The organism is Aquimixticola soesokkakensis (assembly GCF_900172375.1).
GTDB classification, from domain to species: Bacteria; Pseudomonadota; Alphaproteobacteria; order Rhodobacterales; family Rhodobacteraceae; genus Aquimixticola; species Aquimixticola soesokkakensis.
In genome coordinates this window covers 43,726-57,604 of the sequence record NZ_FWFS01000010.1, presented here as the reverse complement: position 1 = coordinate 57,604, position 13,879 = coordinate 43,726, and the positions used below count along the sequence as shown (strand labels likewise).

Annotated in this window: 15 protein-coding genes and 1 riboswitch; of the genes, 12 read left to right on the top strand and 3 right to left on the bottom strand. The window is 61.1% G+C overall.

What is annotated here, in order from left to right; genetic code table 11:
• Positions 1–10 precede the first annotated feature (10 nt).
• The gene (locus AQS8620_RS13110; protein ID WP_085837370.1) at positions 11–691 is read left to right on the top strand and encodes an FAD-binding oxidoreductase; all 681 of its coding nucleotides are present in this window, start codon (positions 11–13) and stop codon (positions 689–691) included.
• A gap of 80 nt (positions 692–771) precedes the next feature.
• On the opposite strand, the gene AQS8620_RS13105 is transcribed toward AQS8620_RS13110, so the two are convergent.
• From AQS8620_RS13105 to AQS8620_RS13095, 3 genes are all read right to left on the bottom strand, one after another.
• The gene (locus AQS8620_RS13105) at positions 772–1,284 is read right to left on the bottom strand and encodes a hypothetical protein (protein WP_085837369.1); all 513 of its coding nucleotides are present in this window, start codon (positions 1,282–1,284) and stop codon (positions 772–774) included.
• Between the two features lie 86 nt (positions 1,285–1,370).
• On the bottom strand, positions 1,371–1,799 hold the full coding sequence (locus AQS8620_RS13100) for an FKBP-type peptidyl-prolyl cis-trans isomerase (RefSeq protein WP_085837366.1): 429 nt from the start codon (positions 1,797–1,799) through the stop codon (positions 1,371–1,373).
• 146 nt (positions 1,800–1,945) lie between these two features.
• Positions 1,946–2,806 (bottom strand): glycosyltransferase family protein, encoded by an 861-nt coding sequence (locus AQS8620_RS13095; RefSeq protein WP_085837365.1) that lies wholly within the window; start codon positions 2,804–2,806, stop codon positions 1,946–1,948.
• A gap of 221 nt (positions 2,807–3,027) precedes the next feature.
• Between AQS8620_RS13095 and miaB the strand changes: the two genes are divergently transcribed.
• The 11 genes from miaB (at position 3,028) to aroA (ending at position 13,857) form a co-directional block, all read left to right on the top strand.
• The gene (miaB, locus tag AQS8620_RS13090; RefSeq protein WP_085837363.1) at positions 3,028–4,401 is read left to right on the top strand and encodes a tRNA (N6-isopentenyl adenosine(37)-C2)-methylthiotransferase MiaB; all 1,374 of its coding nucleotides are present in this window, start codon (positions 3,028–3,030) and stop codon (positions 4,399–4,401) included.
• 241 nt (positions 4,402–4,642) lie between these two features.
• Positions 4,643–5,209: an OmpA family protein gene (locus AQS8620_RS13085; RefSeq protein WP_085837361.1), complete on the top strand. Its 567-nt coding sequence runs from the start codon at positions 4,643–4,645 to the stop codon at positions 5,207–5,209.
• Positions 5,210–5,221: 12 nt separating this feature from the next.
• The gene (locus AQS8620_RS13080) at positions 5,222–5,548 is read left to right on the top strand and encodes a hypothetical protein (RefSeq protein WP_085837359.1); all 327 of its coding nucleotides are present in this window, start codon (positions 5,222–5,224) and stop codon (positions 5,546–5,548) included.
• Between the two features lie 168 nt (positions 5,549–5,716).
• On the top strand, positions 5,717–6,754 hold the full coding sequence (locus AQS8620_RS13075; RefSeq protein WP_085837357.1) for a PhoH family protein: 1,038 nt from the start codon (positions 5,717–5,719) through the stop codon (positions 6,752–6,754).
• Positions 6,738–7,235 (top strand): rRNA maturation RNase YbeY, encoded by a 498-nt coding sequence (gene ybeY, locus AQS8620_RS13070; RefSeq protein ID WP_085837356.1) that lies wholly within the window; start codon positions 6,738–6,740, stop codon positions 7,233–7,235. The genes AQS8620_RS13075 and ybeY overlap by 17 nt, the downstream gene beginning before the upstream one ends.
• A 61-nt stretch (positions 7,236–7,296) precedes the next feature.
• Positions 7,297–8,322, top strand: coding sequence for a transporter associated domain-containing protein (locus AQS8620_RS13065; RefSeq protein WP_085837355.1), 1,026 nt, complete (start codon positions 7,297–7,299; stop codon positions 8,320–8,322).
• A gap of 1 nt (position 8,323) precedes the next feature.
• Positions 8,324–9,838 (top strand): apolipoprotein N-acyltransferase, encoded by a 1,515-nt coding sequence (gene lnt, locus AQS8620_RS13060; RefSeq protein WP_234990489.1) that lies wholly within the window; start codon positions 8,324–8,326, stop codon positions 9,836–9,838.
• A gap of 34 nt (positions 9,839–9,872) precedes the next feature.
• Positions 9,873–9,920, top strand: a riboswitch (SAM-SAH riboswitch).
• 8 nt (positions 9,921–9,928) lie between these two features.
• Positions 9,929–11,110: a methionine adenosyltransferase gene (gene metK, locus AQS8620_RS13055; RefSeq protein WP_085837354.1), complete on the top strand. Its 1,182-nt coding sequence runs from the start codon at positions 9,929–9,931 to the stop codon at positions 11,108–11,110.
• Position 11,111: 1 nt separating this feature from the next.
• Entirely contained in the window at positions 11,112–11,576 is a 465-nt protein-coding gene (queF, locus tag AQS8620_RS13050) for a preQ(1) synthase (RefSeq protein ID WP_085837353.1), read from the top strand.
• Between the two features lie 69 nt (positions 11,577–11,645).
• The gene (gene trmB, locus AQS8620_RS13045) at positions 11,646–12,392 is read left to right on the top strand and encodes a tRNA (guanosine(46)-N7)-methyltransferase TrmB (protein WP_085837352.1); all 747 of its coding nucleotides are present in this window, start codon (positions 11,646–11,648) and stop codon (positions 12,390–12,392) included.
• Positions 12,393–12,507: 115 nt separating this feature from the next.
• Complete coding sequence (gene aroA, locus AQS8620_RS13040; RefSeq protein WP_085837351.1) at positions 12,508–13,857, top strand: 3-phosphoshikimate 1-carboxyvinyltransferase; 1,350 nt, start codon at positions 12,508–12,510, stop codon at positions 13,855–13,857.
• Positions 13,858–13,879: the final 22 nt, after the last annotated feature.

Genomic DNA, 13,879 nt, shown 5'->3' with positions numbered 1-13,879 from the left:
GGAGGCCGCAATGACCCATCGTTTGACGCTGAAATCCATCGAGCCTGTGACGCATGACACCCATCATCTGGTGTTCGAGCGCCCCGAGGGCTATGCGTTCACGCCCGGACAGGCGACAGATTTGGCGGTGGAAGTCGAAGGCTGGCGCGATCAGAAACGCCCGTTTACCTTTGTGACTCTGCCCGAGAGCGACACGCTTGAGTTTGTGATCAAAAGCTACCCCGACCATGAGGGCGTGACGGCGCAGATCGCCAAGTTACAAGCGGGCGACCATGTGCGTATCGAAGATGCCTGGGGCGCGATCAAGGATGAGGGCGCGGGGGTGTTCATCGCCGGTGGCGCGGGCATTACGCCGTTTCTTGCCATTTTGCGGGCCCGTCTGGCGCGCGACGGGACGCTTGACGGCTGTAAGCTGCTCTTTTCCAACAAGACGCAGGCCGACATTATCGAACGCGAGGCCTTGGTCGGGATGGCGGGGCTGGAGTGTCATTTTCTCGTGAGCAATCAAGCGGATGCGGGGACGGGCGTCGAGGTGGGGCGCATAGATCGTGACTATCTCGAGGCCCATGTCGGCGCGGATGCGGCGCATGTCTATATTTGCGGCCCGGATGCGATGGTCGACGAAATCAGCCTGATCTTGCAAGATATCGGCTTGCCGCAAAAACGCATTGTCACCGAGGATTTTTCTTGAAAATCCGACCACTACCCGAGGATTTTTCTTGAAAATCCGACCCAATAGCCACGCGTTTTTTCCCCAAAAAGCGATGTTGACTAGCGCGGGAAATGGTGTCGCAGGGTGACGACAAAGCTGCGCGCCTGAGCGCAAGCCTGCGCCACCTCCAGCGGGTCGAGGCCGATGATCTCCCAAGGGCGGTTCACATTTGCCAGCTCTGCCGCAAGCGCGGATCGCTCGCTGTCGCTTAACGCCAGTTTGGCGGCATGGTCGAGAATTTGAAGTGTGTCGTGGATATCGCGCATCAGCCGGAAGGCCTCCATGATGTCGCGGGTCACTTTGGGGTCGCGGCGCCAGTCGCGGTTGAAAAATGCACTCACCCGCTGTCCCGCGCCGGCGCAGTCATAGCGGATGCAGCCCGCAAATCCAGCCGTGGCCAGTTTGTCGTGAATGCCGCAGGCAAAGCCCTCAAGATTGGGGCAGGGCAGGCCAGCGGGTTTGTCGATGGCAAATTGATCGCCCCGATCCAGCGCCAGAGACAGGCAGCACAGGGCGGTGCAGGCCGCACAATCGGCGGCAAGCGCGGGCAGGGGCAGGGGCACAGTGGTCATGCGGTCAGTTCGCCTCTCGTCACGGGGGCAGGCAAGCAAAAAGGCGCGAGTTGCCCCGCGCCTTTTGGAAAAACTTGCAAGATCGCTTAGACGATTTCAACCAGCTCGATGGCAAAGGTAAGATCTTTGCCCGCCAGCGGGTGGTTTGCATCCAGGGTCACGGCGTCGTCTTTGACATCGACAACGGTTACGGGGATCACCTGCCCTTGGGGCGTCTGCATTTGCAGCTGCGTGCCCAGTTCCAGCGGAATTTCGGCCGGAATTGCGTCGCGCGGCACGTCCTGGCGCGCTTCGGGGTTGGATTCGCCATAGGCTTCGGTCGCTTCGGCCGTGATGGTCTTTTTCTCGCCCAGCGTCATGCCGGGGATATGTTTGTCGAGGCCGGGAATGATCTGGCCGGAACCGACCGTGAATTCCAACGGGTCGCGCCCGTCGGAGCTGTCGAACACAGAACCGTCTTCGAGGGTGCCGGTGTAATGGATGCGGACCTTATCGCCCGATTTCACTTCGCTCATGTTGATTTCCCTAGTGCGTGAGGGTGAATTTTGAGGCCGCGCCATGGGGCACGGGAACTCGGCGATTGGGCCTCAAAATAGGTACTGATCGACGAATGTAAACCGCAGGGGGGAAAATGCTTGGGGGTGGCGGGGGCGCGGATGGCCTAAAACCACTGCCCCGTTTCCATCAGGCCAAGATCGAGGAACTGCTGGCTATGCCATTGGAATTCTTCGGAATTGTGCCACATGAAGCTTTTGATATCCGGTGCGGACCCGGCATTGGTTTTAAGCGCTTTTGCCGTGCGAAAAGAAGCGATCGAGGCGGTCAGATTGTGGTGCCACGGGCAGGAATAGGTGTTGTATTCCTCTTCGGAGAAGGTGTGATCGGGGCGCAGTTTCAGCCCTTTGGCAGCTTTGAAAATGGCGATCCGGTCGATTTTGCGCCGGTTGGCAGGCACATGTTCCTCAAACCGCCAACGCAAGCCGCCAAAGAAATCCAACTGGCGCTCGCGCGGCCCGTCGGGGCCCTTGCGGCCCAAAGCGTAATAGCCCGATTTGTCGAGATAGGCCTCATCCAGCGCGACAGCATCGGGGTAGGCCGACAGGTCGGCGGCATAGAGGTCCACGACATAGGTCAGCATCGCCGAGCGGCGTTCCTCGGTATGGAACGCAAGCAATTCGCCAATCGTGCGGGTTTCGCAAAATGGAAAGAACAGAAATTCGGCGTTGTAGCAGTAGTAGAACCACAGATCCGGGGCGGCGGCGATCACGGCGTTGACGGTGTCCACCACCACGTCGGCGCGGCGCATGTCCAGAGGAACGCGGTGGATCTGCGCTTCCAGGGCCTCGTCGAGATCGATGTCATCGCCGCCAAACAGCACGGTTTCGCGAAACCCGAGGCCGATGTGGTGGCGCAGGGTCGATGCGATTTCGCAGAGGTCTTCGGCAAAAATCAGCGCCACGGGCCCTTTGGCCAGCGCCGCCGACCCGTCCGAAAGAAAAGCGGCAAGTGAAGTGTAGCGCATGTTCCGTCCCGTCAGTCGCCCATACAAAGCCATGCGAAAGGACAGATTGCAAGCCTGTGCGCGGCTCTGTGGGCCAAGTGGCGCGCGCGCAGCAAGAGGAGCGGCAGGAATAGCGGCAAGATTTAGAGGCGCTGCGGGGAAGGGGCGTGCGCTCTGCGTTGCGAGTGCGCGCAAATCGGTGTAGGCAGGGCCCTTATTTTACGCCATCCGCAGGTTCGCTCATGTCTGACGAAAACACCACGCTTGAGAATGCCCCGCTTGAGGCGGCAGACGCACCCGTCAAAAAGCTGTTCATCAAGACCTACGGGTGCCAGATGAACGTCTATGACAGCGAGCGCATGGCCGAGGCAATGGGCGGATCGGGCTATGAGAGCGTCGATAGTCCCGAAGCGGCGGATATGATCCTGCTCAACACCTGCCACATTCGCGAAAAAGCGGCGGAAAAGATCTATTCCGAGCTGGGGCGCTACAAGGATTTGAAAGTGCAGAACCCTGACCTGAAAATCGGTGTGGCGGGCTGCGTGGCGCAGGCCGAGGGCGAGGAGATCATCCGCCGCCAGCCGATGGTTGACATCGTGGTGGGGCCGCAAAGCTATCACCGTCTGCCCGCCCTGACCGCCAAAGCGATTGCAGGCGAAAAGTCGGTGGAAACCGATTTTCCCGAAGAGGACAAATTCGACCACATGCCCGCCCGCCCCAAAGCGCGCCGCGCGCCGGTGGCGTTCTTGACCGTTCAGGAGGGCTGCGACAAATTCTGTGCCTTTTGCGTCGTGCCCTACACGCGCGGGGCCGAAGTGTCGCGCCCGGTGGATCGCATTCTCGACGAGGCCCGCGATCTGGTGTCGCGCGGGGTGCGTGAGATCACGCTTTTGGGGCAAAACGTCAATGGTTACCACGGGTTGAAGGATGGCAAGGTCTGGGGGCTGGCGGCGCTGATCCGCGCGTTGGCCAAGATCGACGACCTCAAACGCATTCGCTTCACGACCTCGCATCCCAATGACATGGACGACGATCTGATCGCGGCGCATGGCGATTGCGACAAGTTGATGCCCTATCTGCATCTGCCGGTGCAGTCGGGATCGGACCCGATTTTGAAGGCGATGAACCGCAAGCACACGGCGGCGCAGTATCTGGCCTTGATCGCGCGCATCCGCGCCGTGCGCCCCGATCTGCATCTTTCGGGCGATTTTATCGTCGGCTTCCCGGGCGAAACCGATCAGGACTTTGAGGACACGATGGAGATCGTGCGCGCGGCGGGCTTTGGCACCGCCTATTCGTTCAAATATTCCCCCCGTCCCGGAACGCCTGCGGCAGAGAAGGGCGATAAAATGGTCGAGGACAGCGTTGCCCATGCGCGGCTGCACCGCTTGCAAGCGCTGATCACCGAGCAACAGGTCGCCACCCAGGAGGCGATGGTGGGGCGCGAACTGAAGGTGCTGTTTGAAAAAGCCGGACGCCTTGAGGGGCAGATGATTGGCAAATCCGAATATCTGCATCCGGTTTTCGTGACCGGCTCTGTTGAAATCGGCGATATCCGCACCGTCAGAATCACGGGAACCGAGCGCAATTCGCTGGCGGGCGAATTGGTCGATTGAATCCTGCAGGTTTGGGGTTGCGATCCCGAGCGACACCAAGATGCAACAATCTCGCGCAGAGCGAGAGGTTGTTGCGCCGGGTGACACAATATGTGGTAAATCTTTCTTCACAAACACACGAAGTTTGCTATCTTTACCATGATTAAAGAGGGGTGATGCGGGCTCCTGACGCGAAATGCGTCTCTGGTGTGCAAAGAGCGCCGGTTGAGCGCGTACAATGATAAGGACGGTAGCAGTGCGAATGGAAATTTTCGAACACGGGCGCAAGATGCTGGCAGGGGCCGCGATGGTGGCCTTCGCCATCAGCACCACGGCGGCACAAGCGCAAATGGTGTCAGGCGAAGTCAACGGCGAAGTCTATGCGCCCACCATCTGGATCGATCCCGATGGCTGCGAGCACTGGGTGATGGATGACGGTGTCGAGGGCTACATGGACCTCAAGGTTGATCGTCAGGGCATCCCGACCTGTCACCCCATTCAAGCTTGTATGGTCATGAATACGGATCAACTTTTTGCCACCGACCGTTACGCGATTTCCGCAGCGGGCCGTGCGCGCCTTGAGGATTTCTTTCGCTCGGCGGGGGCAACCGCCTATATCATCGTGGGTCACACCGACAGCCGTGCGTCGGATGAGTACAACATGAAACTCTCCTACAACCGTGCGAACGCCGTGGCGAAAGTCGGGGCGAGCATCGGCGCGAATATTTCGGATGTGCGCGGCTACGGCGAGCGGATGCCCAAAGCATCGAATGCAACGGCTGCGGGTATGCAAGAAAACCGCCGCGTCGAAATCATCTGCATCAAGTAAGGGAGAGTGACTATGAAACTTCTCAAAATCGTCGCTCTCGTTGCTGTTGCCGGGTCCTTGTCGGCCTGCGAAGTGGCCATGGGCGATTACGGATATGAATCGCACAAAAAGGACAAAACCGTGGACCGCGGGTTTGACTCCAAACACCTGAGCCAGCTTGAAGCGGGCATCTGGATCGACCCCCAGGGCTGTGACCACTGGATCATCGATGACGGCGTCGAAGGCTACCTGTCGGCACGCGTTGACAAATACGGCAAGCCGGTCTGTTCGGGCGTGGGCGCTCCGTCGACGGCGCTTGGGCCGTATAAGTCCGGCTCGGTTTTCCCTGACCCGATCTGATCGCGACCCCAAAATCACAATGTTTTCATTGTGCCGAAAAAAACAGCCGTGCAGGGAACTGCGCGGCTGTTTTGGCTCTTGGGTCTCAGGGAACACGGTTGAAACGCTTGTCATGGGGCGAATCCGGTGGCACCATCAACATATAGTCTTTCAGCAACGGAGACCTACTTGGGCATCAGCGCCATAACCCCCCCGCCAAACCAGGATGACGTCCATGAGACGTTGCTTGAATTTGCTGACAACCGGTTATTGATCGACCTCTGCGGAGAGTTCGATCGCAACCTCGCCCAGATCGAGCACAAGCTCGATGTTCAGATTGTCCGACGAGGCAATATGCTTTCGGTCATGGGCACAGGCTCTGCGCGGGGTCGCGCGGCCAGCGTTCTGCAAGACCTCTACGAGCGTCTGGGACAGGGCAAAACCGCCGAGCCGGGTGATATCGACGGCTTGATCCGTCTGGGCGAGGAAACCATCGCCGCCCAAGCGACCTCAAGCGCCACAGCTCCCAAAGGCGGCCAGCTTGACATGTTCAAGGGCGGTCCGGTGGAGATCAAAACCCGCAAGAAACTGGTCGAGCCGCGCACAGCCGCGCAAAAGGCCTATGTCCAGAACCTGTTCAAAAACGAGCTGGCCTTCGGGATCGGGCCTGCGGGCACGGGCAAGACCTATCTTGCCGTGGCCGTGGGTGTGTCGCTGTTCATCACCGGCCATGTCGACAAGATCATCCTGAGCCGCCCCGCGGTGGAGGCGGGCGAAAAGCTTGGCTATCTGCCCGGCGACATGAAGGATAAAGTCGATCCCTACATGCAGCCGCTCTATGATGCGCTCAACGATTTTCTGCCCGCAAAGCAGGTGCAAAAGCTGCTTGAGGAAAAGATGATCGAAATCGCGCCGCTCGCCTTTATGCGCGGTCGCACCCTAAGTCGCGCTTTTGTCGTGCTGGATGAGGCGCAAAACGCCACCACCATGCAGATGAAGATGTTCCTGACCCGACTGGGGGAGGGGTCGCGCATGGTGATCACGGGCGACCGCAGCCAGGTCGACTTGCCGCGCGGCGTGCAATCGGGTCTGCGCGATGCCGAGCGTTTGTTGACGGGTATCCCCAAGATTTCCTTCAACTATTTCACCTCGAAAGACGTTGTGCGCCACCCGCTTGTCGCCGCGATCGTTGATGCCTATGACAGGGACGATGCAAAGCTTTCTTGATCTTTCGATTGACGATGACCGATGGGCCGCGGCGGGGGTGGAAACTCTCGCCGCGCGCGCATTTCTGGCGACCTTGGCGCATTTGGGCATGGCTGCCGAGGACTGCGAGGTTTCACTTTTGGCCTGCGATGATGCACGTATCGCCCTGCTCAACACCGATTTTCGCGACAAGCCGACACCGACGAATGTGCTGAGCTGGCCCGCCGAGGAACGCGCCACGCCAAAGGCGTGCCCGCCTGTGCCCCGGCCCGACCGTTTCGGGGTGATCGCGCTGGGCGACATTGCCATCGCATTTGACACCTGCGCGCGCGAGGCAGAGATGGGCGGAAATACGCTTGAGGCCCATGCGACACATCTTTTGATTCACGGGATGTTGCATTTGTTGGGGTATGACCACATTTCAGACGCAGACGCGCAGATAATGGAGGGCACAGAGGTGGAAATCCTTGCCTCTCTCGGTCTGCCCGACCCATATAGATGACACCCCGCCCTTGGCGGGCCGAATTTGAGTAGCCCGATTGGGCAAGCAACTGGAAGGACCGATGGGCGACACAGACGCCGGATCTAGGGCAGCGCCGCGCGCGCAAAGCCTCCCCCCGAGTAATCAAACTCCCGTAAACGACGCCGCAAAGCCGGTGCGCAGCAGCTCTGGAAAACAGGGATTCTGGTCGCGCTTGGGGTTGTTTTCAAAAGCCGCCGATCACAGTGCAGCCTCCTCGCCGGCGACGGCGCCAGAGGTGCGCAAGTTTGGCATTTTGAACCTGCGCCGGATGTCGATCGAGGATGTCTATATCCCCAAGGCCGACATTGTTGCCGTTCCGTCCGACATCAAGAAAGACGATTTGGTGCAGGTGTTTCGCGAAAGCGGAATGACGCGCCTGCCGGTGTATAAAGGCACGCTGGACACGCCGCTTGGCCTCATCCACCTCAAGGATTTCGCCCTGACCCACGGGTTCAACGGCGGCGGCGGGCGCTTTAACCTCAAGGCGATCCTGCGGCCCTTGCTGTTTGCGCCCCCCTCGATGCCCATCGGTGTGATGCTGACGAAGATGCAAACCGAGCGCACGCATATGGCGCTGGTGATTGACGAATACGGCGGGGTGGACGGTTTGGTGACGCTGGAGGATCTGGTCGAACAGGTCATCGGTGAAATCGAGGACGAGCACGACATCGACGAAGGCGTGTTCTGGTCCGCCGAAAAGCCGGGTGTCTACATCGCACAAGCCAAGACGCCGTTGCAGGATTTCGAAGCGGCGATTGGCCTGAAGCTGGTCGATGAAGAGGACGAGGAAGAAATCGACACATTGGGCGGTCTTGCCTTTATGCTGGCGGGGCGGGTGCCTGCGCGTGGCGAGGTGATCCCCCATGACAGCGGCGCCGAGTTTACCATCGTCGATGCCGACCCGCGCCGGATCAAACGCATCCGGGTGCGCCTTCCCGACGGGACGGGGCAGGCGGGCAGCCTGTCGTCAGCGCCCACGGCGAGTGTCGTTTCTGCAAACCCGCCGCCGGTGATCCCCCCGGCAGCGACATCGACCGCGTCCCAAGCGCTCGCCAAGGAAGCCTGATGTGATCGCCAAATCGGGCCGCTTGGCTTTTCTTGCGGCTCCGGTTGCGGCGCCGCTCTGCGCCGTGCTTGCGGGGCTGTGCATGGCTTTGGGGCAGGTGCCTTTTGGCCTGTGGCCCCTCGCCCTATGCGGCATGGTGGCCGGGCTGTGGCTCTGGCAGCGCGCCGATGCGGTGAAAGCGGCCGCCTGGATCGGCTGGGGCTTGGGCGCGGGGGCCTTTGGCGGCTCCATCTTCTGGATCGTGGAGCCGTTTTTCGTCGAGCCGGAAAAATTCGCCTGGATGTCGCCCTTTGCTTTCGTCTTCATGAACGGCGGGTTAGCGCTGTTCTGGGCGCTGGCCTTCGGGCTTGGCAAACGGTTGCGGTTTGGCGTTTTCGGTGTGGCGGCGCTTTGGGGGCTGGCGGAACTGGCGCGCGGCTATGTATTCACCGGTTTCCCGTGGTCCTTGCCCGCCTATATCTGGACCGGCACGCCTGTGATCCAATGGGTCGCCTTTATCGGCCCCTACGGTTTGACCGTGCTTGGTTTTATCCTTGCCGCGCTCGTCGTGCGCGCCATTGCCAGTCGGGCGATGGCGGTTGGCGGCATCGCGGCGATCGCGCTTGCGGGCCTGTTTGCGGTTGGCATGTGGCGTGGTGCTTTGCCGGTGCCCCCCGATCATCCCCAATCGGTGCGGGTGATCCAGCCCAACGCCCCGCAGGCCGAAAAATGGGATCCGGTGTTGGGTCCGCAGCATTTTGCCCGCGGCCTTGCGGCCTCCGATCCGCAGGGGGCCAGCCTCGTGATCTGGCCCGAAACGGCGGTGATGACGCCGCTCGACTGGGCCGAAAGCGAATTGGCCGCGATGCGCGCTGCCGCGCCCGGCGTTCCCGTTCTGACGGGGATCCAGCGGGTCGAAGACTACACCCACGGGTTCAATTCCGCCGTTTTGATGGGGGCAGGGGGGGAGATCGTCGCGACCTACGACAAGCATCACCTCGTGCCCTTCGGAGAATATATGCCGATGCCGCAGCTTTTGGCGCGCATCGGTCTGCGCGCTTTCACAGCGCAGGAGGGCTTTGGCTATACGGCCGGCGCCGGCCCCGCGCTGATCGACCTTGGCCCGCTTGGCCGCGCTTTGCCGCTTATTTGCTACGAGGCGATCTTTCCGCGCGATTTGCGCGGGACCGAGCGCCCCGACTGGATCGTCCAGCTTACGAATGATGCATGGTTTGGCAAATTGGCCGGCCCGCAACAAAGTTTTGCCCAAGCCCGCGTGCGCGCCATTGAGCAGGGCTTGCCTTTGGTGCGCGCGGCCAACACCGGCGTTTCGGCAATCATCGATGCGCGCGGGCACATTCGCGCGGCGATTCCCCTGGGCGAGGCGGGGGGCGTGACAGCCGCTTTGCCAGGTGCTCTGGCGATGACGCCGTACGCGCGATGGGGCGAAATGTTAACGATTTGCGTGCTAGCAGCCATGCTTATCGCCGCTGCGCTTTGGACTTTTGCGACGCGGTCCCCGCGCAAAACCTCTTGAACACCCGACAAACGGGTTATACCCCCCTCAAACACAACCGTCACAACGGCTTCCTGACGTGGCGGATTTACACAATGGAGCACGACCCCCATGGCACGACAGAACTACATCTTCACGTCGGAATCCGTTTCCGAAGGGCATCCCGACAAGGTGTGTGACCGCATTTCCGATGCCGTCCTTGACGCATTCATCGCCGTTGAACCCGAAGCGCGGGTTGCCTGCGAAACCTTTGCCACCACCAACCGCGTCGTGATCGGCGGCGAGGTGGGTCTGTCGGACAAGGGCAAGCTGGATGAATATCTGGCCGGGGTCGACAGCATCGTGCGCGACTGCGTCAAGGATATCGGCTACGAGCAGGAGGAGTTCCACTGGAACACCCTCAAAGTGTCAAACTACCTGCATCCCCAGTCTGCCCATATCGCTCAGGGCGTGGATGCTGCTGCCGACAAGGACGAGGGGGCCGGCGATCAGGGGATCATGTTCGGCTTTGCCACCAATGAAACCGAAGGGCTGATGCCCGCGCCGATCCACTATTCCCACGCCATCCTCAAGAAACTGGCCGAGGTGCGCAAGGACGGGACCGAACCGACCCTGCGCCCCGATGCGAAAACCCAGCTTTCGGTGCGCTACGAAAACGGAAAGCCCGTGGGGGTGACTTCGATCGTTCTGTCGCACCAGCACGCCAACGAGGATCAGTCTTCCGACGACATCCGCGCCATCGTCGAACCCTATATCCGCGGTGTTCTGCCCGAGGGCTGGATCACGGGCGAGACCGAATGGTGGGTGAACCCTACGGGGAAATTCGTGATCGGTGGTCCCGATGGCGATGCCGGTCTGACGGGGCGCAAGATCATCGTGGACACCTACGGCGGTGCGGCCCCGCACGGCGGCGGTGCGTTTTCGGGCAAAGATCCGACCAAAGTGGACCGCTCGGCGGCCTATGCGGCGCGCTATCTGGCCAAAAACGTTGTCGCAGCGGGTCTGGCGGAAAAATGCACCATCCAGCTGTCCTACGCGATTGGCGTGTCCAAACCGCTTTCGATCTATGCCGATCTGCATGGCACGGGTGAACTTGATCCTGCCCTGATCGAAGCGGCGATTCCCAAGGTGATGGATCTCACACCGCGCGGCATCCGCACCCATCTGGATTTGAACAAGCCGATCTATTCGCGCACGGCCGCCTATGGCCATTTTGGCCGCGCCCCCGAAGCGGATGGCGGGTTTTCGTGGGAAGCGACCGATCTGGTCGAGGCCCTGAAGAAAGCCCTGTAACATGGTCAAGACGGATACATCCGGCCTGACCCAGCTTGGCGCGAACGCGGGTCTGCCCGCCTCGCCCCAAGAGGCGGTGCTTGAACGCGTGCCCCATTCCAACGCGGGGGAGCGCTACGTTGTGCGCTTTACCGCGCCGGAATTCACATCGCTCTGCCCAATGACCGGTCAGCCGGATTTTGCCCATATCATGATCGACTACGTGCCGCGCGACTGGCTGGTGGAAAGTAAGTCGCTCAAGCTGTTTTTGGGGTCGTTTCGCAACCACGGGGCCTTTCACGAAGATTGCTCGGTCCATATCGGAAAGCGGATCGTCGAGCTGCTTGATCCTGAATGGCTGCGCATCGGTGCCTATTGGTATCCGCGGGGCGGCATCCCGATCGACGTGTTCTGGGCCACGGGCCCCGAGCCGCAGGGCATCTGGATTCCCGAGCAAGGCGTGCCCCCCTATCGCGGACGGGGCTAGACAGTGGTCTTGACCTGACCCCGCAAAGACGGGCAAAAGCCCCGCTTGAAACCGAGCGGGGCTTTTTGCATGTCTGACGATACCGATAAACCAGTGAAAAAAGCCCATGCCGGCGCGCATCAGTCCGGTGCGCCGTGGCGCAATTTCTACGGTCGTCTGGCGGGAAAGACCCTCAATCAGGCGCAAAAAGACTACCTTGAGGAAGACCTCGATGCGCTTTCCCCCGGGGATATCGGGTGGGACGTGAACCCCGAGCGCATCCCGCTCGACATGGAAAAGCGGTTTCACGGCAAGCCCGTTTGGGTGGAAATCGGCTTTGGCGGCGGCGAGCACCTTGTACACATGGCCGAAACCTATCCCGAGGTGGAAATCATCGGTTGCGAGCCGTTCATCAACGGCGTTGCGATGCTTTTGGGCAAAATCCGCAAACTCGGCACGCAAAATGTGTCGGTCTATGCGGGGGATGCGCGCAACCTCTTTGACGTGCTGCCCAAAGGCTCGATCGACAAGGCGTTCCTCAACTATCCTGATCCCTGGCCCAAAAGCCGCCACCACCGGCGCCGCTTCGTGACCCAGGATCACCTGGTGCCGCTGCACGGGGTGCTCAAAGCGGGGGCAGAATTTCGCGTTGCCACCGATATTCCCGATTATGTGCGTCAAACGATGGAAGAAGTGCCCAAAGCCGGTTTCGTGTTTCAGGGCAAACACCCCAAAGACTGGGACACGCCCTGGAGCGATTGGATGTCGACGCGCTATGAGCAAAAAGCGCTGCGCGAGGGCCGCACACCGCATTACATGACCTTCAAGCGGGCCTGAGAAGCGGACCTGAGAAGCGGGCCTGAGCGCACTCCGGCCCCGTCAGGCGCGTTGCGGATGGACCCCCGCATTTGGTTGCGCTATCACGCTGGCAACAAATGCGAGGAGATCCCCCATGTCCGGCCACGCCACCCCGATTCCGATGACGTCGCGCAAATGCGGCCCCCTCAAGGGCACCGCCAATGTGCCGGGCGATAAATCCATTTCGCACCGCGCGCTGATCTTTGGCGCGATGGCGGTGGGGGAAACCAAGATCACCGGTCTGCTTGAGGGGCAGGATGTGCTCGACACGGCCAAGGCGATGCAGGCGCTGGGCGCCGATTGCATCCGGCACGGTGCGGGCGACTGGTCTGTGCATGGCGTGGGCGTGGGGGGCTTTCACGAACCCGAAAACGTCATCGACTGCGGCAATTCGGGGACGGGCGTGCGCCTGATTATGGGCCTTGTGGCGACCTCGCCCTTTGCGACGACATTCACGGGGGATGCGTCGCTGCGCAAGCGCCCGATGGGCCGCGTAAGCGATCCGCTGGCCTTGTTTGGCGCCACCTGCGTGGGCCGCTCCAAGGGGCGTCTGCCGCTGACTCTGGTGGGGGCCGAAAATCCGGTGCCTGCCGAATACGCCACTCCAGTTCCCTCCGCGCAGGTGAAATCCGCCGTGCTTTTGGCAGGGTTGAACGCGCCGGGCAAAACCGTTGTCATCGAAAAAGAAGCCACCCGCGACCACACCGAACGGATGCTGGCGGGCTTTGGCGCCGAAGTCGTGACCGAGGAGGTGCCCGAGGGTCACAAGATCACCCTGACGGGCCGTCCCGAACTCACCGCGCAGACCGTGGCTGTGCCCCGCGACCCCAGTTCGGCAGCCTTCCCCGTCTGCGCGGCCCTGCTGGTCGAAGGCTCGGACATTCTGGTGCCCGGTGTCAGCCAGAACACCACCCGCAACGGGCTTTACACCACGCTGGTCGAAATGGGCGCCGATATCACCTTTGAAAACGAACGCGAAGAGGGCGGCGAACCTGTGGCCGATCTGCGCGTGCGCTACGGGGCGCTGCGCGGCATTGAGGTACCGCCTGCGCGCGCGGCCTCGATGATCGACGAATATCCCATCCTTTCGGTCGTTGCGGCCTGTGCGACCGGCACCACCGTGATGCGGGGCGTCAAGGAGCTGCGGGTGAAGGAATCCGACCGGATTGATGCGATGGCGCGCGGCCTCGAGGCCTGCGGCGTGAAAATCGAAGAGGATGAGGACACGCTGATCGTTCACGGGCTGGGTGCGGGCAATGTGCCCGGAGGGGCGACCTGCGCGACCCACATCGACCACCGCATCGCGATGTCCTTTCTTGTGCTCGGGATGGTCAGCCAGAAACCCGTGTCGGTCGATGACGGCTCGCCGATCGCGACATCTTTCCCCGTCTTCGAGGACTTGATGTCGCGCCTTGGGGCGCATATCAGCCGCGCGGACTCCTGAGCGCATTCTTGACCTTTGCGCG